Origin of the sequence: Pseudescherichia sp. (assembly GCF_032052675.1) — a bacterium.
Taxonomy (GTDB): Bacteria; Pseudomonadota; Gammaproteobacteria; order Enterobacterales; family Enterobacteriaceae; genus Pseudescherichia.
Genome location: NZ_DAMBWA010000001.1, coordinates 488,735 through 511,330, shown reverse-complemented (window position 1 = coordinate 511,330; position 22,596 = coordinate 488,735). Strand labels below are relative to the sequence as shown.

Sequence of the window (22,596 nt, the reverse complement as noted above, 5' to 3'; positions counted from 1 at the left end):
TGAGGTTGTGTTGCTCAATTTCTAAACAGAGATTGACGAGAGTTGCGCCATTGAGGTAAAACACAGCGTTTCATTCGACGAATGGATAAGGCACAATGCCCGGCCACTGCTGTTTTCCGACGCGTTTACGCTGTTCTGCTCGGGCAACATCAGTGCTTCTGGTTAACAAAAGCGGTGCAATATGCAAGTTTTTATCATGCGTCACGGCGACGCTGCTCTTGAAGCAGCCAGTGACTCGGTACGTCCTTTAACCCTGTGTGGCTGCGACGAATCCCGTCAAATGGCCACCTGGCTAAAAGGGCAAAAAGTAAACGTTGAGCGTGTGTTGGTCAGTCCGTTTCTGCGCGCTGAACAGACGCTGGAGAAGGTAGGGGAGTGTATGAACCTGCCGGACAGCGTCGATGTGCTGCCTGAGTTAACACCCGGCGGCGACGTGGCTCTGGTTGGCGACTATCTTCAGGCGCTGGCCAGCAAGGGCGTCTCCTCGGTGCTGGTGATCTCTCACCTGCCGCTGGTGGGCTACCTCGTCTCCGAGCTCTGCCCGGACGAGGCGCCGCCGATGTTCCTGACCTCTGCGATTGCCAGCGTGACGCTGGACAGCGAGGGTAAAGGGACCTTTAACTGGCAGGTTAGCCCCTGCAACCTGAAAATGGCTAAGGCGATCTAACGCTGCCTGGCCATCGCTAAAGAGCCGCTTATGCGGCTCTTGTCATTTCTGGCCTCCGGCCCCGGTATCCGGGCACTTCATCAGGGTAGCTCGGGCGGCTGCCACTCCTCTACTTCAATCAGCACCAGCAGCGCCGCGTCGCCGCCATACTCTTTCGGCGCCTGGTGAAAGGCCATCACATGCGGATGCTGCGCCAGCCACAGCGGCGTCTGCTGTTTCAGGATGTGCTTTCCGTGACCATGCATCACGCAGGCGCAGAAGACATGCTCCCGGCGGCAGGCGGCGATCAGCGCGCCCAGCTCCTGTTTAGCCTGCTGCTGGGTTAAACCGTGCAGATCAAGAAACAGCTCTGGCGAGTAGTCACCCCGCCGCATCTTCTTAACTTCAAAGTGGCTCACGTCCGGACGAACGTACTTCACCGGCCCGTCGGTATTGAGCAGCGGCTGGAATTCATCAGAAAAGTAGTGGCTGGCGTCGGCCTGCTCCTGAAGCAGTCGTTTTACCGGCACCTCGCTCACTTTTTTGCGCAGGGGGCGGTGCACAATCGTATCCTGCTTGATCTGGCGCGTGCCGGTCATTAACTGACGGAACAGCTCCTGATCCGCCTCGCTAAGCGCTGTTTTCTTCTTCATTCATTCGTCTCATTTCTGATTTTTTTCAGTTTACCCGACTCGTCGCGCTCTGTGTTCAGGCAAAATGCTTTTTTCCGGCTGGCTGTGCGCGAGAATGCTGATTTATCGGCGTCTTCGTGGCAAACTAGCCGCCGAATTTACAGCAAGGCATGTCCCGGAGGATAGCGTGGATAAAATATTTGTCGATGAAGCAGTGAATGAGCTGCACACCATTCAGGACATGTTACGTTGGTCGGTCAGCCGATTCAGCGCGGCAAACATCTGGTACGGGCACGGTACTGATAACCCGTGGGACGAAGCGGTGCAGCTGGTGCTGCCGACCCTCTACCTGCCGCTGGATATCCCGGAAGATATGCGCAGCGCGCGCCTTACCTCCAGCGAGCGTCACCGTATCGTTGAGCGCGTGATCCGCCGCGTCAACGAGCGGATCCCGGTCGCCTACCTGACCAACAAGGCCTGGTTCTGCGGCCACGAATTCTATGTCGATGAGCGCGTGCTGGTGCCTCGTTCACCTATTGGCGAGCTCATTACCAGCCGCTTTGCTGGCATCATCAACCACCAGCCGCAGCACATTCTGGATATGTGCACCGGCAGCGGCTGCATCGCCATCGCCTGTGCTTATGAGTTTCCGGAAGCGGAAGTCGACGCCGTAGATATCTCTACCGAGGCGCTGGCCGTAGCCGAGCACAATATCGAAGAGCACGGCCTGATCCATAACGTGACGCCTATCCGCTCCGATCTGTTCCGCGACTTGCCCAAGGTGCAGTACGATCTGATCGTCACTAATCCGCCCTACGTGGATGAAGAGGATATGTCAGATCTGCCGAACGAGTATCGCCACGAGCCTGAGCTGGGCCTGGCCTCCGGCAGCGATGGCCTCAAGCTGACGCGCCGCATCCTGGCCTGTGCGCCGGACTATCTCACCGACGACGGCGTGCTGATTTGTGAAGTCGGCAACAGCATGGTACATCTGATAGAGCAGTACCCTGAGGTGCCCTTTACCTGGCTTGAGTTCGATAACGGCGGCGACGGCGTCTTTATGCTGACCAAAGCGCAGCTGCTGGCGGCCCGGGAGCACTTCAGCATCTACAAAGATTAATAAAACGATAACGCCAATTTAAATAAAGACAGTGGAGCCGTGATGGCAGGAAACAGTATTGGACAACTCTTTCGCGTGACCACCTTCGGGGAGTCACATGGCCTGGCGCTCGGCTGCATTGTCGACGGCGTACCACCGGGGATCGCCCTGAGCGAAGCCGATCTGCAGCACGATCTGGATCGCCGCCGTCCGGGCACCTCACGCTATACCACCCAGCGCCGCGAGCCGGATCGGGTGAAGATCCTCTCCGGCGTTTTTGAAGGGGTGACCACCGGCACCAGCATCGGCCTGCTGATTGAGAATACCGATCAGCGCTCGCAGGACTACAGCGCTATCAAAGACGTCTTCCGTCCTGGCCACGCGGACTACACCTACGAGCAGAAGTATGGTCTGCGCGACTACCGTGGCGGCGGCCGCTCCTCGGCCCGTGAAACGGCTATGCGCGTGGCGGCAGGAGCAATTGCCAAAAAATTCCTCGCGGAAAAATTGGGCATCACCGTTCGTGGCTGCCTGACCCAGATGGGCGATATCCCGCTGGAGATTAAAGCCTGGGACCAGGTTGAGCAGAACCCGTTTTTCTGCCCGGATCCAGACAAGATTGAAGCTCTTGATGAGCTGATGCGCGCCCTGAAAAAAGAGGGTGACTCCATCGGGGCGAAGATCACCGTGGTCGCCGACGGCGTGCCGCCGGGGCTGGGCGAGCCGGTGTTTGACCGTCTCGATGCCGATATTGCCCACGCGCTGATGAGCATCAACGCCGTGAAAGGCGTAGAGATTGGCGAAGGCTTTGCATCGGTAGCCCTGCGCGGCAGCGAAAACCGGGACGAAATTACCCACGCAGGCTTTACCAGCAACCACGCGGGCGGCATTCTCGGTGGCATCAGCAGCGGCCAGCAGATTGTTGCCAATATCGCCCTGAAGCCGACCTCCAGCATTACCGTGCCGGGGAAAACCATCAACCGCAGCGGGGAAGAGGTGGAGATGATCACCAAAGGTCGTCACGATCCCTGCGTGGGCATTCGTGCTGTGCCCATCGCCGAAGCAATGCTGGCGATTGTCCTGATGGATCACTTCCTGCGCCAGCGGGCGCAAAATGCGGACGTAACGACAACGATCCCACGCTGGTAAACGATGAAAAAAACGCTCATTGCGCTGCTGGCGGTGCTCGCCAGCCATGCCACGCTTGCGGCGACGCCGTGGCAGAAAATCACCCATCCGATTGCCGGGAGCGCGCAGTCGGTGGGCGCGTTCTCCAACGGCTGTATCGTCGGCGCGAGCGCGCTGCCGATTCAGTCCGACACCTATCAGGTGATGCGCACCGATCAGCGCCGCTACTTTGGCCACCCCGACCTGGTGCAGTTTATTCAGCGCCTCAGCGGACGGGTACACAATCTCGGCCTCGGAACGGTGCTGATAGGGGACATGGGCATGCCCGCCGGTGGACGCTTTAATGGCGGTCACGCCAGCCACCAGACCGGGCTGGACGTCGATATCTTCTTACAGCTGCCAAAAACGCGCTGGAGCGCGGCGCAGCTGCTGAAGCCCCAGGCGCTGGATCTGGTCTCCCAGGACGGCAAGCATGTGGTCTCCTCCCTGTGGCAGCCGGAAATCAGCCAGCTGATTAAGCTGGCCGCGGAAGATAACGACGTGACGCGCATCTTTGTTAACCCGGCCATTAAGCAGCAGCTGTGCGAAGATGCAGGAACCGATCGCGACTGGCTGCGCAAGGTGCGTCCGTGGTTCCAGCACCGGGCGCATATGCACGTTCGCCTGCGCTGCCCGGCAGATAGCCTGGAGTGCGTCGATCAACCTCTGCCGCCGCCGGGTGACGGCTGTGGCGCGGAGCTGCAAAGCTGGTTTGAACCACCTAAACCTGCCTCAACGAAGCCTGAGAAGAAGACACCGCCGCCGTTGCCGCCTTCCTGCCAGGCGCTACTGGACGAGCATGTACTTTAATGGAAAATTTTAGCGATCTCTTTTTGGTCTCGCCGCTGCTGCTGGCAGTGCTGTTTTTCGTCGCTCTGCTGGCCGGATTTATTGATGCCCTGGCGGGTGGCGGCGGGTTGCTTACCGTCCCCGCGCTGCTGGCGGCGGGCATGACGCCAGCCCAGGCGCTGGCGACCAACAAGCTACAGGCCTGCGGCGGCTCCCTCTCGTCAACGATCTACTTTCTGCGCCGTGGCGTGGTAAAGCTCGGCGATCAGAAACTCAATATTCTCATGACCTTTATCGGTTCGACGACGGGGGCGCTGCTGGTACAGCATGTGCAGTCCGACATACTGCGTCAGATCTTGCCCATATTAGTCATCGGTATTGGCCTCTACTTTTTGCTGATGCCGAAGCTGGGTGAAGAGGATCGCCAGCGGCGTCTCTACGGCCTGCCGTTTGCGCTGGTCGCCGGAGGCTGCGTGGGCTTCTACGACGGCTTTTTCGGCCCCGGCGCAGGGTCATTCTATGCCCTGGCGTTTGTCACGCTCTGCGGCTACAACCTGGCGAAATCCACCGCGCACGCCAAGGTGCTTAACGCCACCTCGAATCTCGGCGGCCTGCTGCTGTTTATCATCGGCGGCAAGGTGGTATGGGCCACCGGGTTTGTGATGCTTGCCGGGCAGTTTATCGGCGCACGCCTCGGCTCGCGGCTGGTGCTGAGCAAAGGGCAGAAGCTGATCCGCCCGATGATCGTTATCGTTTCGGCGGTGATGAGCGCCAAACTTCTTTTTGACAGTCACGGACAGGAGATCCTCCACTGGGTGGGGATACACGCATGAGCAGTACAACACACCGCTACGAGCAGCTGATTGAGATCTTCAACGGCTGTTTTGCCGATGATTTTAATACGCGCCTGGTGAAGGGCGACGACGAGCCTATCTATCTTCCGGCTGATGACGAGGTCGACTATCACCGCATCGTCTTCGCCCACGGTTTTTACGCCAGCGCGCTGCATGAGATTTCACACTGGTGCGTCGCCGGTAAGGCACGCCGGGAGCTGGTAGACTTCGGCTACTGGTACTGCCCGGACGGTCGTGATGCTGCCACCCAGGGGCAGTTTGAGGACGTTGAAGTAAAGCCGCAATCTTTCGAATGGCTCTTTTGCGTGGCGGCGGGCTTCCCGTTTAACGTCAGCTGCGACAACCTTGAAGGCGACGTTGAGCCAGATCGCATCGCCTTCCAGCGTCGGGTGCACGCCCAGGTGATGACCTGGCTGGAGGAGGGGATCCCCGAGCGACCGGCCCGCTTTATCAAGGCATTACAGGATTATTATCACACGCCGTCTTTAACGGCAGACCAGTTCCCGTGGCCGGACGATCTGAACTAGCGCCACGGTTTTTTAAATGAGGAAAGAAGATGATCGCGGAATTTGAATCACGCATTCTGGCGTTAATTGATGACATGGTTGAGCACGCCAGTGACGATGAGCTTTTCGCCAGCGGTTACCTGAGCGGCCACCTGACGCTGGCCGTCGCCGTACTGGAAAACGGTGACGATCACTCCCCGGAAGCGGTTTACGCCCAGGTGACCTCCAGCCTCGAGCAGGCGATTCAGGGCGGCGAGCTCTCTCCGCGCGATCAGGTGCTGGTGCTGGAGATGTGGGAGAAGCTCTACCAGCAGGCTAAAGCCTAAGCTGCGCTCACGCCCGGTGGCGCTACGTCTACCGGGCCTACAAATGGCACCGAGCCACCGTAGGCCGGGCAAACGCAGTGCCGCCCGGCGAAACCATCGTTAAATCTGAGCGCGCTTCACTGCTTTACCCTTCAGCAGTTTTCTCACCCACAGACGATTAGGATTCAGCGCCGCCAGGGTCTCAGCCTCCAGCGGGATCGGCTCGTCGCTCATCTGCGCCGCGAGGATCTCAGCCGCCAGCGGCGCGCTGCACAGCCCGCGTGAACCCAGCGCGCCGAGCATATATAGCCCTGTATGCACCGGAGCAGAGATAGCGCTCTCCTGATGCTCAGGCAAATCTGCATAGTTCGTCAAAATAGCCTCATAATCGGCGACGTTGCCAATCATAGGCAGATGATCGCGCGTGGCGCAGCGCACGCCGCAGCGAGCGGATTTGCCGCTGACGTCTACCTCTTTTGCCCACTCCGCCTCTGGGAAGCAGTCTATTAACCGCTGGCGGTTGTGCTGCTGATCCTCTTCGCTGTAGCTCGCCTGCTGCTGACCGCGATGGTAGCTCGCGCCGATGCAGTGCTCGCCGTTAGAGGGATCCTGCGGCGTCAGGTAGCCGTCATAGCACAGCACCTGACGCAGCGCCGACAGCCCAGGGCGAGCAGGGATGTGGCTCACCTGGCCGCCGACGGCGTAGACCGGCAGGTTCTCCGTCTGGGTAAACTGATTGACGCGGTGGCCGTTCGCCAGCACCACTGTCTGATGGCAGACGCTTTCGCCTTGAGTAAACGTCAGTTGCCAGCCCACCTCCGTGGCGGTGAGGGCGTTAACCTCGGATTGATAATACACGCGCAGGCCCTGAGAGACCGCCAGGGCCAGCGCGGCGGCGGTGAGCTGAGCAGGGCAGAGCCAGCCGCCTGCCGGGTACTGAATGCCGCCGCAGCCGGTATCCACCCCGGTAGTGGCCTTAACCGCCTCGGCATCCACCGCCACGGCCACTTCAGGAGGAAGCTCCAGGCTAAGCATCTGGGCAATCTTCTGCTGGCTCTTCTCGTCCCAGCCAAGCTGGGTGACGCCGCACCAGTCATGATCGAACTCAAGCGGCAGGGTATCGTAGAGCCTGCGGGCGAAGGTAAAGGCAGCGGGGAAAAAGCTGGCCAGGGCCGGGTCGTGGGCGCTCAGCAGCGGGTAGAGCGCTCCCTGGCGATTGCCGGATGCGCCCTTAGCGGGTGCGTCATCGGCGCAGTAGAGCGTCACCTGCCAGCCCCGGCGCAGCAGGGAGAGTGAGAGCAGGGCGCTGGCGATGCCGCCGCCGACAATCGCCACCTCCTGACCTGCCGCCGGGGTACGGGCAAACCACGGCGTGCGTGACGGGACGCTGAGCGTCTGCTGCATCTCGCCGGTCAGCATCTCACGCTTGCGGCCAAACCCTTTCCTTTTCTGCATGGTGAAGCCCGCCTCCTGCAACCCCCGGCGGACAAATCCGGCGGAGGTAAAGGTCGCGAGCGTGCCACCGGGGCGCGCCAGGCGGGCCAGGGCACTGAACAGCGTCGGCGTCCACATATCCGGGTTTTTCGCCGGAGCGAAGCCGTCGAGAAACCAGGCGTCAACCTTCTGGTTGAGGGAATCATCCAGCGCGTCGGTTAAGCTATTAATATCGCCAAACCAGAGATCGAGCGTGATGCGCCCGTCCGCCAGCAGCAGACGATGGCAGCCCGGCATGGCGTGGGGCCACTGGGCCTGGAGCTGTTCAGCCCAGGGGGCCAGCTCGGGCCAGTGCCGGTGCGCCAGGACGAGATCCGCCGCTTTCAGCGGGAATTTTTCAAAACTGATGAAATGTAATCTTTGCAGCGTAGCCTGCGGGTGGGCGAGCAAAAAATCATCAAACGCCTGCCACAGCGTGAGAAAGTTTAGTCCGGTGCCGAAGCCGCTCTCGCCAACGATAAACAGCGAGCGCGGATGCAGCGGAAAACGGCTGCTGAGCTGGTTGCCCTCGAGGAAAACATGGCGGGTCTCCTCCAGTCCATTATCATTAGAGAAATAGACGTCGTCGAAATCTCGGGAAACAGGTGTACCCTCAGCGTTGAATTCGAGGTTGGCAGATTGTATAGCGGTTTGTTTCACGTAAGTTACTCGCGTGGCAGGCAGTGGCACGATCTTAACGATGTCGGCCCGTTGGCGCAAATTTCTCCAGAAATTGGCTGATCGGACTTGTTCGGCGTACAACTGTACGCTATCTTGCGAATCGAATCTTATAATAGTGCGACTTACAGAGGTATTGAATGAAACGTGCAGTGATTACTGGCCTGGGCATCGTTTCCAGCATCGGTAATAACCAGCAGGAAGTCCTCGCATCTCTGCGTGAAGGGCGCTCAGGGATCACTTTCTCCCAGGAATTTCACGATTCCGGTATGCGCAGCCACGTCTGGGGTAATGTAAAACTGGACACCACGGGCATGATTGACCGCAAAGTGGTGCGTTTCATGAACGATGCCGCCATCTACGCCTTCCTCTCTATGCAGGAGGCCATCGCTGATGCTGGCCTGAGCGAAGAGGTTTACCAGAATAATCCACGCGTGGGCCTGATTGCCGGCTCCGGCGGCTCCTCCAAAGCGCAGGTCTTCGGTGCGGACGCCATGCGTAGCCCGCGCGGCCTGAAAGCGGTTGGCCCGTACGTGGTGACCAAAGCGATGGGCTCGGCGGTCTCCGCCTGCCTCGCCACGCCGTTCAAAATCCACGGCGTAAACTACTCTATCAGCTCCGCCTGTGCGACCTCTGCACACTGTATCGGTAACGCGGTTGAGCAGATCCAGCTGGGCAAACAGGATATCGTCTTTGCCGGCGGCGGCGAAGAGCTGGGCTGGGAAATGGCCTGTGAGTTCGACGCGATGGGCGCGCTCTCGACCAAGTACAACGACGAGCCGGCGAAAGCCTCCCGTACCTATGATGCAAACCGTGACGGTTTCGTTATCGCAGGCGGCGGCGGTATGGTCGTGGTGGAAGAGCTGGAGCACGCTCTGGCACGCGGTGCGAAAATCTATGCTGAGATCGTGGGCTACGGCGCAACTTCCGACGGTGCTGACATGGTGGCTCCGTCTGGTGAAGGCGCCGTGCGCTGCATGCAGATGGCGATGCACGGTCTGGACACCCCGATCGACTACCTCAACTCCCACGGCACCTCTACGCCGGTAGGCGACGTGAAAGAGCTGGGTGCGATCCGTGAAGTCTTCGGTGACAACAGCCCTGCTATCTCTGCCACCAAAGCCATGACCGGTCACTCGCTGGGCGCGGCAGGTGTGCAGGAAGCGATCTACTCTCTGCTGATGCTGGAGCACGGTTTTATCGCCCCGAGCATCAACATCGAAGAGATGGACGAGAAAGCAGAAGGCCTGAACATCGTCACCGAGACCACCGAGCGTGAGCTGAACACCGTGATGTCCAACAGCTTCGGCTTTGGCGGCACCAACGCCACCCTCGTGATGCGCAAGCTGAACAAATAGTTGCCCTCCGGCAAAATAAAAAGGAGCCTGCAGGCTCCTTTTTTTATGGCTAACGGTCCTGGTTCCAGCAAGGTTGGCTCCGTAGGCCGGGCAAGCTTGCACCGCCCGGCGTTGATGTCGCTATGTCGGGTGGCGGCTTACGCCTTACCCGACCTACTTATAAGGACAGAGCCACGGGCAATTATGTGACATGTGTCCGGCAATCTGCCGCATCGGTTGCTATCCTCCAGTAGATTCCAACGAAGAGGAGGGTACAGATGCCTGGATTTAAAGCAGATTTTCTCTGGGGCGGGGCGGTCGCCGCGCATCAGCTTGAGGGTGGCTGGCAAGAGGGGGGCAAAGGGGTCAGCGTTGCCGACGTGATGACGGCCGGGCGACACGGCGTGCCGCGGGAAATTACCGAAGGCGTGCTCGAGGGGAAATACTACCCCAACCATGAAGGCATCGACTTTTACCATCGCTACCCGCAGGACATTAAGCTCTTTGCGGAGATGGGCTTTAAATGCTTCCGTACCTCCATCGCCTGGACACGCATCTTCCCTCGCGGGGATGAGCTGGAGCCGAACGAAGCCGGGCTGCAGTTCTATGACGATCTCTTCGACGAGTGCCTGAAGTACAACATCGAACCCGTTATTACCCTCTCGCACTTTGAGATGCCGTACCACCTGGTTACCGAATACGGCGGCTGGCGCAACCGCCAGACGATCGCGTTCTTTGTCCGCTTTGCCAAAGCCGTTTTCACTCGTTACCAGAAGAAAGTGAAGTACTGGATGACCTTTAACGAGATCAACAACCAGGCCAACTTTAACGAGGACTTTGCACCGTTCACCAACTCGGGGCTGCACTATAAGCCGGGCGAGGATCGCGAGAAGATCATGTACCAGGCGGCGCACTATGAGCTGGTGGCCAGCGCGCTGGCGGTGGAGGCCGGGCACGCTATTAATCCCGATTTCCAGATTGGCTGCATGATCGCCATGTGTCCGGTCTATCCGCTGACCTGCGATCCCAACGACATGATGATGTCGGTCAACGCTATGCATCGCCGCTACTGGTTTGCCGACGTGCATGTCCGGGGCGCCTACCCGAAACACACCCTGAACTACTTTGCGCGGAAAGCGTTCAACCTCGATATAACCGAGGAGGATCTGCGTATCCTGCAGCGCGGCTGCGTCGACTACATTGGCTTTAGCTACTACATGTCATTTGCCACCAAAGCCACCGAGGATAACCCCCGCCTCGACTATGACGAAACCAAAAGCCTGGTCACTAACCCGTGGGTAAAAGCCTCCGACTGGGGCTGGCAGATCGATCCGGTGGGGTTACGCTACTCACTGAACTACTTCTACGATCTCTACCAGCTGCCGCTGTTTATTGTGGAAAACGGCTTTGGCGCCATTGATAAGCTGGAGGCGGACGGCACGGTGGACGACAGCTATCGCATCGCCTACCTGAGCGACCATATTCGTGAAATGAAGAAGGCGGTAGAGGAAGACGGCGTCGATCTGATGGGCTATACGCCGTGGGGCTGCATCGATCTTGTCTCGGCAGGCACCGGCGAGATGAAAAAGCGCTACGGCTTTATCTATGTCGACAAGGACAATGAAGGTAAAGGCACGCTGGCGCGCAGCAAGAAAAAGTCGTTCGACTGGTACAAAGAGGTGATCAGCAGCAACGGCGAGAACCTGTAGTTAGACAAGCCAGTCAGCGGCTGCGCTGACTGGCATCACATGACGATCAGGGGATAATGCGCTCGCTCTTCAGCCGATCGAATAGGCCGGTAAAGGCGTCCAGCGTGCTGCGATAGCCGATAAACCCGGCCTTGCGGCTTTTACTCATATCGGTAAAGGCCTCCATCGGGCGGCCCAGGTCGGCATCGGTATGCCACCACGAGACCAGCTTGTTGATATCCGCCTCACGCAGCTGATGGTGCGCGGCAATCGTCCGCCAGGCGGCCTCGGCCTCCAGCATCCGGCCCTCCAGGGGCATCATCTTCTCAGGGTAGGGCGCGGCCTCAATACCAAAATACGCGGCGAGACGCGGCCACAGCCACTTCCAGCGGAACACGTCCCCGTTAACGGCGTTGAAGTCCTGATTTGCCGCCGTCGGGCTGGTGGCTGCCCACTCCAGCTGCTCGGCCAGCAGGCCAGCATCGGTGACGTCCGACACGCCGTTCCACTGCTCGGGGGAGCCAGGGAAGATAAACGGCCAGCCTTTCTCCCGGCACAGGGTGGCGTAGACTGCCAGCGTCTGGCCCATGTTCATGGCATTGCCCAGCGCATAGCCGACAATGGTATGTGGACGATGCACGCTCCAGCGGTAGCCATACTTCTCTGCTCCGGCAAAAAGCTCATCTTCCTGGGCATAGTAGAAGTTCTCCACCGGCTGGCGACCCTGCTCTTCGCGGAAGGGGGTCACCGGTACTGCGCCTTTACCATAGGCTTCAAACGGGCCAAGGTAGTGCTTAAGCCCGGTGACCAGCGCCACGTGCGCGCCATGTAGACGATTACCCAGCGCCTCAATGACGTTTTTCACCATCGCGCCGTTTACGCGGATATTCTCTTTCTCGCTCTCCTGACGCGCCCAGACGCTAAAGAAGAGCGCATCGGGTTTGACCGACTTTAGCGCCTCGCTGACCGCCGCCGCATCGGTCAGATCCGCCGTCAGGCTGGTACAGCCCGCCAGTACCTCACCGCGTCCGCGTGACAGGCCGGTGACCTCCCAGCCCTCTTCCAGCAGTTTCTCTGCCAGGGCGCGACCAATTACGCCGCTGATTCCGACTATCAATGCTTTTTTGCGCATCGCTCTCTCCTCTTGATGGGCCAAATCAAAAGCCTAATAGAGAATTGCGTTGTTATCCCGGTTATCTGCGCCAGGCGCGCGTTAAATCACCAGCCAGATAAGCACCAGCACGACCAGCAGGGCGATAGCAATCAGGCCTGGGCGGGCGGAGAGCGAGCGGAACGATTCCATCACCGGCGCGAACAGCGGGCTATAGATCGGCTGGATATTACGCGGCTCCAGCAGCGCTTCGTTGCGTTCGGCACGGCGCAGGAAGATGTAGTTAAGCAGATCCTGCACCTGGGCGGTGGTCAGCACCGTCTGCGGCGTCACCTGCCAGGTCTGCTGGGCATAATCCTGAATGCCCTGCCATTCGCGCGCGTCGAGCGGCTGCTTCAGAGCCGACTGCACCGTATGCAGGGTCGGTGCAGCCTGGGTGCTTAGCGTCTGGCGCGCCTGTAGCCAGGTGAGCAGGTGAGCAAACTGTTTGGCCGGGATCGGCTCGCCGGTCTTCGCGCCGGAAAGCTCAATCATCGACTGCCAGATAAGCTTGCTGGACTCACCCGTGGCGGCAGCCAGCTTGGTAACCGCCTGGTTGAGCGTATTATGCTCGGCAGGCAGCATCGGGCGATCGGTGGCCGGACGCTGCTGCGGCTGGGGGATCGCCAGCTCGCCTTTCTGCAGCATCACCAGCACGGTTTTAAGCTGCTCGGGAGAGAGCTGGCTTAGTGCCGTCTGGCCAAACTGATGACGGATAAAGTCGCTCACCGCTTGGCGATTGTTGCCCTGGCCCAGCAGCTCGGTGAGCTGGGAAAGCACCTGGCGGTTGGCGTTATTCTGGACGGCACTCTCCAGGCGCTGAGTCAGGCTCTGCTCGGCGGCAGGGAAGTGTCGGGAGAGCAGCGGTGCGTCGTTTTTTAAACCCAGATCGTGCTTCACCCCGGCCCAGACTTCGGCGCTCTGCTGCTGCGTCAGGGCCACCAGACGGGTAATCAGCCTCTCCAGCACCGTGCGCTGCTGGGTGGAGAGGGGCTGGTCGCCTGCGGCTGTGGTGGAGGTGGTCGGCTCTTGCCCGGGAGGGCGCGCCGGCGCACCCTGAATGGGTTGCATCATCTCTGTCCTTATCTCTTACGTATGCGGCTCGCGTAACGGTCTGCGGCAATGTCGGTATGCCTGGCGGCGAGATTATGGCACACTTGCGCCGTTATCTCCCGTTCTCATACAGGTACCGTAACGTGAAAATCCTCGTTGATGAAAATATGCCTTACGCCCGCGAACTTTTTAGCCGTCTGGGCGAGGTCAAACCCGTTCCCGGCCGCCCGATCCCGGTAGAGGCGCTGGCTGATGCGCAGGCATTGATGGTGCGCTCCGTCACCAAGGTGAACGCATCGCTGCTCAGCGGGACCGCCGTTAAGTTTGTCGGTACGGCCACCGCCGGAACCGATCATGTCGATCAGCAGTGGCTGGGCGAGGCGGGGATTGGCTTCTCTGCTGCACCGGGCTGCAACGCGATTGCGGTAGTGGAGTACGTCTTTTCCGCCCTGTTGATGCTGGCCGAGCGCGACGGCTTTACGCTGAAAGATCGCACCGTGGGCATCGTTGGCGTGGGCAACGTTGGGGCGCGCTTACAGGCGCGGCTGGAGGCATGGGGCGTGCGCACTCTGTTGTGCGATCCGCCGCGTGCCGATCGGGGCGACGCGGGGGATTTCCGTCCGCTGGAGGAGCTGGTTCGCGAAGCCGACATCCTGACCTTCCACACGCCGCTGTTCAAGGAGGGGCCGTATAAAACGCTGCACCTCGCCGACGAGGCGCTAATCAGCGCCCTGAAGCCGGGGGCGATCCTGATCAACGCCTGCCGGGGCAGGGTGGTGGATAACGCCGCACTGCTCGCGCGTCTCGAGGCCGGGCAGGATCTCAGCGTGGTGCTGGACGTGTGGGAGCCGGAGCCGGATCTCAGCGTCGAGCTACTTAAGCGTGTCGATATTGGCACACCGCACATCGCGGGCTACACCCTCGAGGGTAAAGCGCGTGGTACTACCCAGGTCTTCGAGGCCTTTAGCGCCTTTATCGGCCACCGCCAGCAGGTGGCTCTCGATACCCTGCTGCCCGCGCCGGAGTTTGGCCGCCTTACCCTGCACGGTCCTCTCGATCAGCCAACGCTGAAAAGAGTGGCCCATTTGGTGTATGATGTGCGCCGCGACGATGCACCCCTGCGTAAAGTGGCGGGCATCCCGGGTGAATTTGATAAGCTGCGCAAAAACTATCTTGAGCGCCGAGAGTGGTCATCGCTCTATATTCAGTGCGACGACGCCGAGGCGGCAAGCCTGCTGCACAAGCTCGGTTTTAACGCCGTCTATCACCCGACGCACTAAACTTATTCTCTTTCGCTCTCCGCCATGCTGCGGGGAGCGTATTGCTATTGTCTGGAGTAAACCACCATGTCAGAAGGCTGGAACATTGCCATCCTGGGCGCGACCGGCGCTGTCGGCGAAGCCCTGCTCGAAACGCTTGCTGAGCGTCAGTTCCCGGTGGGCGATCTGTATGCGCTGGCCCGTCAGGAGAGCGCGGGTAAAGACCTGCGCTACGCCGGTAAAACTGTCTATGTTCAGGACGCCGCCGAGTTTGACTGGACGCAGGCGCAGCTGGCCTTCTTCGTGGCCGGCGCCGAGGCATCAGCCACCTATATTGACGAGGCGACTAACGCTGGCTGCCTGGTGATCGACGCCAGCGGCCTCTTTGCGCTGGAGCCGGACGTGCCGCTGGTCGTACCGGACGTAAACCCGTTTGTGCTGGCCGACTACCGCAACCGCAACGTCATTGCCGTCGCGGACAGCCTCACCAGCCAGCTGCTGACCGCGCTAAAGCCGTTGATCGAGGAGGGTGGCCTGTCGCGCATCTCCGTAACTAACCTGCTGTCGGTCTCTGCGCAGGGTAAGGCGGCGGTGGACGCGCTGGCTGGCCAGAGCGCTAAGCTGCTCAACGGCATCCCCGTTGACGAAGAGGACTATTTTGGCCGTCAGCTGGCGTTCAACATGCTGCCGCTGCGCGTTGATGGCGAAGGCAGCGTGCCTGACGAGCGCCGCGTCGTCGATCAGGTACGCAAGGTGCTGCAGGACGAGGGGCTGATGATCTCCGTCAGCAGCGTCCAGTCACCGGTCTTCTACGGCCACGCGCAGATGGTGAACTTTGAAGCCCTGCGTCCGCTGGCGGCGGAAGAGGCACGCGACGCCTTTGCCCGTGGCGAAGATATCGTCCTCTCCGAGGCCGGTGAATTTCCGACCCAGGTGGGGGATGCCTCTGGCAACGCCCAGCTCTCCGTCGGCTGCGTGCGTAACGACTACGGCATGCCGGAGCAGATCCAGTTCTGGTCAGTCGCCGACAACGTGCGCTTCGGCGGCGCGCTGATGGCGGTGAAGATCGCCGAGAAGCTGGTCCAGGAGTATCTCTACTGATGTCAGAAGTGCAGGAGAAGCCGGTCTATCGGATCGCGCTGGGCATTGAGTACGACGGCAGCAAATATTACGGCTGGCAGCGGCAGAACGAAGTCCGCAGCGTGCAGGAGAAGCTGGAGAAGGCGCTCTCGCAGGTGGCGAACGAGCCGATCTCGGTCTTCTGCGCGGGCCGCACCGATGCAGGCGTGCACGGCACGGGGCAGGTGGTGCACTTCGAGACCACCGCCCTGCGTAAAGAGGCCGCCTGGACGCTGGGCGTAAATGCGAATTTACCTGGTGACATTGCGGTGCGCTGGGTGAAAGATGTGCCCGATGATTTTCATGCCCGTTTTAGCGCCACGGCTCGCCGTTACCGCTACGTCATCTACAATCATCGGCTGCGTCCGGCGGTACTCGGCCAGGGCGTAACGCACTACCATCAGCCGCTGGACGCCGAGCGGATGCACCGCGCGGCCCAGTGTCTGATTGGCGAGAATGACTTTACCTCGTTCCGGGCGGTGCAGTGCCAGTCGCGCACGCCGTGGCGTAACGTGATGCACATTAACGTTACCCGTTACGGTGCATATGTGGTGGTCGATATCAAAGCCAATGCCTTTGTACATCATATGGTCAGGAATATTGTCGGCAGCCTGATGGAAGTAGGCAGCCACAACCAGCCGGAGAGCTGGATAGCAGAGCTGCTGGCGGCAAAGGATCGTCGGCTTGCAGCGGCAACGGCAAAAGCGGAAGGGCTGTACCTGGTGGCGGTGGACTATCCCGCCAGGTTTGAGCTGCCCGTATTGCCAATGGGTCCGCTGTTTTTAGCGGACTAAATGCAGACAGACAAAGGCTAATGACATGGATTTTATCTACTTTCTGATCGACTTTATCCTGCACATCGATGTGCACCTGGCGGAGCTGGTGGCCGAATACGGTATCTGGATCTACGCTATTCTGTTCCTGATTTTATTCTGTGAAACCGGGCTGGTGGTGACGCCGTTCCTGCCGGGCGACTCGCTGCTGTTTGTGGCTGGGGCGCTCTCCGCGCTGCCGAGCAACGATCTCAATGTGCATGTCATGGTGATGTTGATGATTGTCGCGGCGATCCTTGGCGATGCGGTGAACTACACCATTGGCCGTCTGTTTGGCGACCGGCTCTTCAGTAATCCCAACTCCAGAATCTTCCGTCGCAGCTACCTCGATAAGACCCATGCGTTTTACGACAGGCACGGCGGCAAGACCATCATTTTGGCGCGATTTGTGCCGATCGTTAGAACATTTGCGCCATTTGTGGCGGGAATGGGCCATATGTCCTATCGTCATTTTGCGGCCTACAACGTCATCGGCGCGCTGCTATGGGTATTGCTGTTCACCTATGCAGGCTACCTGTTTGGCGATCTGCCGGTGGTGCAGGAGAATTTGAAGCTGATGATCGTGGCGATTATCGTGCTCTCTATCCTGCCAGGCGTGGTCGAAATTATTCGTCATCGACGGGCGGCATCGCGACAGGCAAAATAGGAACCCGGCAACGGTTCGACCACTTTTTTGTCCCAAGTTGCCGACTGTTATGTTTTAATGTGCACCATTTATGGGCTACCAGGTTCATGCAGAAAGGTTATCAATGAGCTGGATTGAACGAATTAAGAGCAATATTACCCCCACCCGCAAGGCAAGCATCCCTGAGGGCGTGTGGACCAAATGTGACAGCTGCGGTCAGGTGCTTTACCGTGCCGAACTGGAGCGTAACCTTGAGGTCTGCCCGAAATGTGACCACCACATGCGTATGTCAGCGCGTAATCGCCTGCATAGCCTGCTGGACGAAGGGTCAATGGTGGAGCTGGGTAGCGAGCTTGAGCCGAAAGATGTGCTGAAGTTCCGCGACTCGAAGAAATACAAAGATCGCCTGGCGACGGCTCAGAAAGAGACCGGTGAGAAAGACGCGCTGGTAGTAATGAAAGGCACCCTGCACGAGATGCCCGTTGTGGCAGCCGCCTTTGAGTTTGCCTTTATGGGCGGCTCTATGGGCTCGGTCGTGGGGGCGCGTTTTGTGCGTGCCGTTGAGCAGGCGCTGGAAGACAACTGCCCGCTGATCTGCTTCTCCGCCTCCGGCGGGGCGCGTATGCAGGAAGCGCTGATGTCCCTGATGCAGATGGCGAAAACCTCTGCTGCGCTGGCGAAAATGCAGGAGCGCGGTCTGCCGTATATCTCTGTGCTGACCGACCCGACTATGGGTGGCGTCTCTGCAAGCTTTGCGATGCTGGGCGATCTCAATATCGCCGAGCCGAAAGCGCTAATCGGCTTTGCTGGCCCGCGCGTTATTGAGCAGACCGTGCGTGAGAAACTGCCGCCGGGCTTCCAGCGCAGTGAGTTTCTGATCGAAAAAGGCGCGATCGATATGATCGTGCGTCGTCCAGAGCTGCGCCTGAAGCTGGCGAGCATTCTGGCGAAGCTGATGAACCAGCCTGCACCTAACCCGGATGCGCCGCGTGAAAGCGTGGTGGTACCGCCGGTACCGGATCAGGAAGGCGGAGTCTGATAAACCAGGGCAGGGCCAGCCGGCTCTGCCTTTTTTCTTTTCACACTGGCAGCAATCCCCGGGCACTATGGAAACGAAAAGCACTCCTCAAGCCACGTCGCCCCTGGCCACGTGGCTTTCTTATCTGGAAAACCTGCACGGTAAAACCATCGATATGGGTCTTGAGCGCGTCAGCCAGGTCGCCGCCGCGCTGGATGTTTTGAAGCCCGCACCTTTTGTCTTTACCGTGGCAGGCACCAACGGCAAAGGCACCACCTGCCGCACGCTGGAGTCGATCCTGCTGGCGGCAGGCTACCGGGTTGGCGTCTACAGTTCACCTCATCTGGTGCGCTATACCGAGCGCGTGCGCGTGCAGGGCGGCGAGTTGCCCGAGCTGGAGCATACCCGCTCGTTTGCCGCCATTGAAGCTGCCCGTGGCGAGACCTCGCTCACCTACTTTGAGTACGGCACGCTGTCGGCGCTGTGGCTGTTTAAGCAAGCCGCGCTGGACGTGGTGATCCTTGAAGTGGGGCTGGGCGGACGTCTGGATGCCACCAACATGGTGGATGCCGACGTGGCGGTGGTCACCAGCATCGCCCTCGACCACACCGACTGGCTGGGGCCGGATCGCGAAAGCATTGGCCGGGAAAAAGCCGGGATCTTTCGCGGCGGCAAACCTGCCGTGGTGGGGGAACCGGATATGCCGCATACCATTGCCGAGGTGGCGGCGGAGAAGGGGGCGGATCTGCTGCGCCGCGGGGTCGACTGGCGTTATGCGGTAGCGGATAATAGCTGGACATTTCAGGATGCCGCGGGCGAGCTACGCGCACTGCCGCTGCCTCAGATTCCACAGCCGAACGCGGCCACCGCGCTGGCAGCGCTGCGGGCCAGCGGACTGACGGTGAGCGAGCAGGCGATCCGCGACGGTATCGCCGGGGCGATCCTGCCGGGCCGTTTTCAGACGGTGAGCGAGTCGCCAAGAGTGATCCTCGACGTGGCGCATAACCCGCACGCGGCGGCTTACCTCGCCGAGCGGCTTGCGGCGTTGCCGACCCGCGGACGCGTGCTGGCGGTGGTCGGCATGCTGCACGATAAAGACATTGGCGGCACGCTGGCCTGTCTGGAGCGCTGCGTCGATAGCTGGTATTGTGCCCCTCTGGAGGGGCCGCGCGGCGCGACGGCGGAGCAGCTGCTGGCTCATCTGAAAGGCGGGGCTGCGTTTGCTGACGTTGAGCAGGCGTGGCACGCGGCGATGGCGGATGCCAGACCTGAAGATACCGTGCTGGTGTGTGGTTCATTCCACACGGTGGCACATGTCATGGAAGCGATGGACGCGGGGAGAGCAGGTGGCAAGTAAGTTTCAGAACCGTTTAATGGGAACCATTGTGCTGGTGGCGCTGGGGGTGATTATCCTGCCAGGGCTGCTTGACGGGCAGAAAAAACACTATCAGGACGAGTTTGCGGCGATCCCACTGGTGCCGAAGCCGGGCGATCGCGATGAACCGGACATGATGCCAGCGGCAACGCAGGCGCTGCCGGCCCAGCCGCCGGAGGGCGCTGCGGAAGAGGTGCGTGCGGGCGATGCCGCCGCGCCGTCGCTGGAGACGTCCCGCCAGGCGCTTGAAGGTAGCGCGCTGGAGGCGGAGCAGTATCCGGTAGAGACGCCGAAAGCAAAGCCGGTCGAAAAGGCGCCGTCTAAGCCGCAGCCGCAGCCGCAGCGTGACCGGGCCAGCGAGCAGCTGGCGGCCGCGAACGACGCGCCGGTAGCCCCGCCCAAACCGGCGGCAGAGGAGAAACCTGCGCCAACCGGTAAAGCCTGGGTTGTCCAGCTTGGGGCATTGAAAAATGCCGATAAAGTTACCGAGATCGTTGGCAAGCTGCGTGGGGCAGGGTATCGCGTTTACACTATTCCAAATACGCCGGTACAGGGTAAAATAACCCGCATTCTGGTCGGCCCGGACGCCTCCAGAGACAAGCTAAAAGGATCGCTCGGGGAGCTAAAACAGCTCTCGGGGTTAAGCGGCGTGGTGATGAACTACAGCGCAAACTGATCCTTCAGCAGGTTAAAAAAAGAGCGACCGGCAGGCCCGCAGAGGCAAAAGGTCTGATGGCGTTGAATATTTTTTCAGCGCCATTTTTATTTTCGCGCGGCACGGAAATCGCTACGCAAACGTTTTCTTTTTCTGTTAGAATGCGCCCCGAACTGGACGACAGGGCGTAAAATCATGGGACACATATGGTCTGGATTGATTACGCCATCATCGCGGTAATAGGTTTTTCCTGTCTGGTTAGCCTGATCCGTGGCTTTGTTCGTGAAGCGTTATCGCTGGTGACATGGGGTTGTGCTTTCTTTGTTGCCAGTCATTACTACACTTACCTGTCTGTTTGGTTCACGGGCTTTGAAGACGCACTGGTGCGGAACGGGATTGCTATCGCAGTACTGTTTATCGCAACGCTGATTGTCGGCGCGATTGTTAACTACATTTTCGGCGCGCTGGTGGATAAAACCGGCCTGTCGGGAACCGACAGGGTGTTGGGGATTTGCTTCGGTGCGCTACGTGGAGCGCTGATCGTCGCCGCAATCCTGTTCTTTCTCGATACCTTTACCGGGTTCTCGAAAAGCGATGACTGGCAGCGTTCGCAGCTGATCCCGCAGTTCAGTGTTATCATCAGGTGGTTCTTTGACTATCTGCAAAGCTCGTCTAGTTTTTTGCCCAGGGCGTAAGCCCTGCGATGTGGCCTAGCGAGGAAAAGACGTATGTGCGGTATTGTCGGTATCGCCGGTGTTTTGCCGGTAAACCAGTCGATTTATGACGCGTTAACGGTGCTTCAGCACCGTGGTCAAGATGCCGCAGGCATCATCACTATCGATGAAAACAACTGCTTCCGTTTACGTAAAGCGAACGGGATGGTTAGCGATGTATTTGAAGCCCGCCACATGCAGCGCCTCCAGGGGCATATGGGTATTGGCCATGTGCGCTACCCCACGGCCGGCAGCTCCAGCGCGTCTGAAGCCCAGCCCTTCTACGTCAACTCGCCGTATGGTATTACGCTTGCCCACAACGGCAACCTGACCAACGCTCACGAGCTGCGTAAGAAGCTGTTCCAGGAGAAGCGTCGCCACATCAACACCACCTCCGACTCTGAAATCCTGCTCAATATTTTCGCCAGCGAGCTGGATAATTTCCGCCACTACCCGTTAGAGGCGGATAACATTTTTGCCGCTATCGCCGCGACCAACCGCCAGATCCGCGGCGCGTACGCCTGCATCGCGATGATTATCGGCCACGGTATGGTTGGCTTCCGCGATCCCAACGGCATTCGCCCGCTGGTGCTGGGCAAGCGTGACATCGGCGACGGCCGTACCGAGTACATGATGGCCTCCGAGAGCGTGGCGCTGGATACGCTGGGCTTTGAGTTTCTGCGTGACGTCGCCCCGGGTGAAGCGGTCTACATCACCGAGAAGGGCCAGCTCTCTACCCGCCAGTGTGCCGACAATCCGGTCAGCAACCCGTGCCTGTTTGAGTACGTCTACTTTGCCCGTCCGGACTCCTTTATCGACAAAATCTCCGTCTACAGCGCCCGCGTCAATATGGGTAAAAAGCTGGGCGCGAAGATTGCCCGCGAGTGGGAAGATCTCGACATTGACGTGGTGATCCCGATCCCGGAGACCTCCTGCGATATCGCGCTGGAGATCGCCCATATTCTGGATAAACCCTACCGTCAGGGCTTCGTGAAGAACCGCTACGTTGGCCGCACCTTTATCATGCCGGGTCAGCAGCTGCGTCGTAAATCCGTACGCCGCAAGCTCAACGCTAACCGCGCCGAGTTCCGCGACAAGAACGTGCTGCTGGTGGATGACTCCATCGTGCGCGGCACCACCTCGGAGCAGATCATCGAGATGGCACGCGAAGCCGGGGCGAAGAAGGTCTACCTCGCCTCTGCGGCCCCGGAGATCCGCTTCCCGAACGTCTACGGTATCGATATGCCGACCGCGAACGAGCTGATCGCCCACGGGCGTGAAGTGGACGAGATCCGCCAGATCATCGGCGCTGACGGCCTGATCTTCCAGGACCTCAACGATCTCATCGATGCCGTGCGCGCCGAGAATCCGGATATCCAGCAGTTCGAGTGCTCGGTGTTCAACGGGATCTACGTGACCAAAGACGTAAACCAGCAGTATCTCGACTATCTCGACTCCCTGCGCAATGACGATGTCAAAGCCGTGCAGATGCAAAACGATCTCGAAAGCTTAGAGATGCATAACGAGGGTTAACTCTCTCTCGCGCCCTGCGTTCGCAGGGCGCTTCAACGTTGCAACGCCCGCCATAATCCGGCAAAGTCCTCTCACGTAAGTAAAAGGAC

Annotated in this window: 22 protein-coding genes; 18 read left to right on the top strand and 4 right to left on the bottom strand. The window is 59.6% G+C overall.

The window, feature by feature from the left end:
- Nucleotides 1-181: 181 nt before the first annotated feature.
- Nucleotides 182-667, top strand: a complete 486-nt coding sequence (sixA, locus tag RTX96_RS02380) for a phosphohistidine phosphatase SixA (protein ID WP_103818960.1) — start codon at nucleotides 182-184, stop codon at nucleotides 665-667.
- Between the two features lie 80 nt (nucleotides 668-747).
- Here the strand turns inward: sixA and smrB are convergent, their stop codons facing one another.
- Nucleotides 748-1,299 carry an endonuclease SmrB gene (gene smrB / locus RTX96_RS02375; RefSeq protein WP_103818961.1) on the bottom strand — a complete coding sequence of 184 codons (552 nt, stop codon included), beginning with the start codon at nucleotides 1,297-1,299 and terminating at the stop codon, nucleotides 748-750.
- Nucleotides 1,300-1,465: 166 nt separating this feature from the next.
- Between smrB and prmB the strand changes: the two genes are divergently transcribed.
- Genes prmB through RTX96_RS02345 form a run of 6 tightly spaced genes read left to right on the top strand, consistent with a single transcriptional unit; the run spans nucleotide 1,466 to nucleotide 6,019 of the window.
- The gene (gene prmB / locus RTX96_RS02370) at nucleotides 1,466-2,398 is read left to right on the top strand and encodes a 50S ribosomal protein L3 N(5)-glutamine methyltransferase (RefSeq protein ID WP_103818962.1); all 933 of its coding nucleotides are present in this window, start codon (nucleotides 1,466-1,468) and stop codon (nucleotides 2,396-2,398) included.
- A gap of 42 nt (nucleotides 2,399-2,440) precedes the next feature.
- Complete coding sequence (gene aroC, locus RTX96_RS02365) at nucleotides 2,441-3,526, top strand: chorismate synthase (RefSeq protein ID WP_103818963.1); 1,086 nt, start codon at nucleotides 2,441-2,443, stop codon at nucleotides 3,524-3,526.
- Nucleotides 3,527-3,529: 3 nt separating this feature from the next.
- Entirely contained in the window at nucleotides 3,530-4,354 is an 825-nt protein-coding gene (gene mepA, locus RTX96_RS02360; protein ID WP_103818964.1) for a penicillin-insensitive murein endopeptidase, read from the top strand.
- The gene (locus RTX96_RS02355) at nucleotides 4,354-5,166 is read left to right on the top strand and encodes a sulfite exporter TauE/SafE family protein (RefSeq protein ID WP_103818965.1); all 813 of its coding nucleotides are present in this window, start codon (nucleotides 4,354-4,356) and stop codon (nucleotides 5,164-5,166) included. Before mepA ends, RTX96_RS02355 begins: the two co-directional genes overlap by 1 nt.
- The gene (locus tag RTX96_RS02350; protein WP_312268291.1) at nucleotides 5,163-5,714 is read left to right on the top strand and encodes an elongation factor P hydroxylase; all 552 of its coding nucleotides are present in this window, start codon (nucleotides 5,163-5,165) and stop codon (nucleotides 5,712-5,714) included. Before RTX96_RS02355 ends, RTX96_RS02350 begins: the two co-directional genes overlap by 4 nt.
- Nucleotides 5,715-5,743: 29 nt before the next feature.
- Nucleotides 5,744-6,019: a YfcL family protein gene (locus RTX96_RS02345; RefSeq protein ID WP_103818967.1), complete on the top strand. Its 276-nt coding sequence runs from the start codon at nucleotides 5,744-5,746 to the stop codon at nucleotides 6,017-6,019.
- A gap of 99 nt (nucleotides 6,020-6,118) precedes the next feature.
- Here the strand turns inward: RTX96_RS02345 and mnmC are convergent, their stop codons facing one another.
- A complete protein-coding gene (gene mnmC, locus RTX96_RS02340) occupies nucleotides 6,119-8,131 on the bottom strand; it encodes a bifunctional tRNA (5-methylaminomethyl-2-thiouridine)(34)-methyltransferase MnmD/FAD-dependent 5-carboxymethylaminomethyl-2-thiouridine(34) oxidoreductase MnmC (RefSeq protein ID WP_312669993.1) in 2,013 nt (670 codons plus the stop codon).
- A 158-nt stretch (nucleotides 8,132-8,289) separates the two neighbouring features.
- Between mnmC and fabB the strand changes: the two genes are divergently transcribed.
- Nucleotides 8,290-9,507, top strand: a complete 1,218-nt coding sequence (gene fabB, locus RTX96_RS02335) for a beta-ketoacyl-ACP synthase I (RefSeq protein ID WP_103818969.1) — start codon at nucleotides 8,290-8,292, stop codon at nucleotides 9,505-9,507.
- Between the two features lie 257 nt (nucleotides 9,508-9,764).
- Complete coding sequence (locus RTX96_RS02330) at nucleotides 9,765-11,195, top strand: 6-phospho-beta-glucosidase (protein WP_312268288.1); 1,431 nt, start codon at nucleotides 9,765-9,767, stop codon at nucleotides 11,193-11,195.
- A 46-nt stretch (nucleotides 11,196-11,241) separates the two neighbouring features.
- Here the strand turns inward: RTX96_RS02330 and RTX96_RS02325 are convergent, their stop codons facing one another.
- Both RTX96_RS02325 and flk read right to left on the bottom strand, forming a co-directional pair.
- Complete coding sequence (locus RTX96_RS02325; protein WP_268107305.1) at nucleotides 11,242-12,306, bottom strand: SDR family oxidoreductase; 1,065 nt, start codon at nucleotides 12,304-12,306, stop codon at nucleotides 11,242-11,244.
- Nucleotides 12,307-12,387: 81 nt separating this feature from the next.
- A complete protein-coding gene (flk, locus tag RTX96_RS02320; RefSeq protein WP_312670014.1) occupies nucleotides 12,388-13,395 on the bottom strand; it encodes a flagella biosynthesis regulator Flk in 1,008 nt (335 codons plus the stop codon).
- A 125-nt stretch (nucleotides 13,396-13,520) separates the two neighbouring features.
- Here flk and pdxB point away from each other — a divergent pair, with 125 nt between their 5' ends.
- From pdxB to purF, 9 genes are all read left to right on the top strand, one after another.
- Complete coding sequence (gene pdxB / locus RTX96_RS02315) at nucleotides 13,521-14,657, top strand: 4-phosphoerythronate dehydrogenase PdxB (RefSeq protein ID WP_103818973.1); 1,137 nt, start codon at nucleotides 13,521-13,523, stop codon at nucleotides 14,655-14,657.
- Nucleotides 14,658-14,723: 66 nt separating this feature from the next.
- Complete coding sequence (locus RTX96_RS02310; protein ID WP_103818974.1) at nucleotides 14,724-15,737, top strand: aspartate-semialdehyde dehydrogenase; 1,014 nt, start codon at nucleotides 14,724-14,726, stop codon at nucleotides 15,735-15,737.
- Complete coding sequence (gene truA, locus RTX96_RS02305; RefSeq protein ID WP_103818975.1) at nucleotides 15,737-16,549, top strand: tRNA pseudouridine(38-40) synthase TruA; 813 nt, start codon at nucleotides 15,737-15,739, stop codon at nucleotides 16,547-16,549. Before RTX96_RS02310 ends, truA begins: the two co-directional genes overlap by 1 nt.
- A 25-nt stretch (nucleotides 16,550-16,574) precedes the next feature.
- A complete protein-coding gene (locus RTX96_RS02300; protein WP_103818976.1) occupies nucleotides 16,575-17,234 on the top strand; it encodes a DedA family protein in 660 nt (219 codons plus the stop codon).
- Between the two features lie 103 nt (nucleotides 17,235-17,337).
- Nucleotides 17,338-18,252, top strand: a complete 915-nt coding sequence (gene accD / locus RTX96_RS02295) for an acetyl-CoA carboxylase, carboxyltransferase subunit beta (RefSeq protein WP_103818977.1) — start codon at nucleotides 17,338-17,340, stop codon at nucleotides 18,250-18,252.
- 67 nt (nucleotides 18,253-18,319) lie between these two features.
- Nucleotides 18,320-19,588 carry a bifunctional tetrahydrofolate synthase/dihydrofolate synthase gene (folC, locus tag RTX96_RS02290; protein ID WP_312669992.1) on the top strand — a complete coding sequence of 423 codons (1,269 nt, stop codon included), beginning with the start codon at nucleotides 18,320-18,322 and terminating at the stop codon, nucleotides 19,586-19,588.
- The gene (gene dedD, locus RTX96_RS02285) at nucleotides 19,578-20,282 is read left to right on the top strand and encodes a cell division protein DedD (RefSeq protein ID WP_312669991.1); all 705 of its coding nucleotides are present in this window, start codon (nucleotides 19,578-19,580) and stop codon (nucleotides 20,280-20,282) included. Before folC ends, dedD begins: the two co-directional genes overlap by 11 nt.
- 185 nt (nucleotides 20,283-20,467) lie before the next feature.
- A complete protein-coding gene (gene cvpA, locus RTX96_RS02280; RefSeq protein WP_103818980.1) occupies nucleotides 20,468-20,956 on the top strand; it encodes a colicin V production protein in 489 nt (162 codons plus the stop codon).
- 33 nt (nucleotides 20,957-20,989) lie between these two features.
- Nucleotides 20,990-22,507 carry an amidophosphoribosyltransferase gene (gene purF, locus RTX96_RS02275; protein ID WP_103818981.1) on the top strand — a complete coding sequence of 506 codons (1,518 nt, stop codon included), beginning with the start codon at nucleotides 20,990-20,992 and terminating at the stop codon, nucleotides 22,505-22,507.
- Nucleotides 22,508-22,596 lie beyond the last annotated feature (89 nt).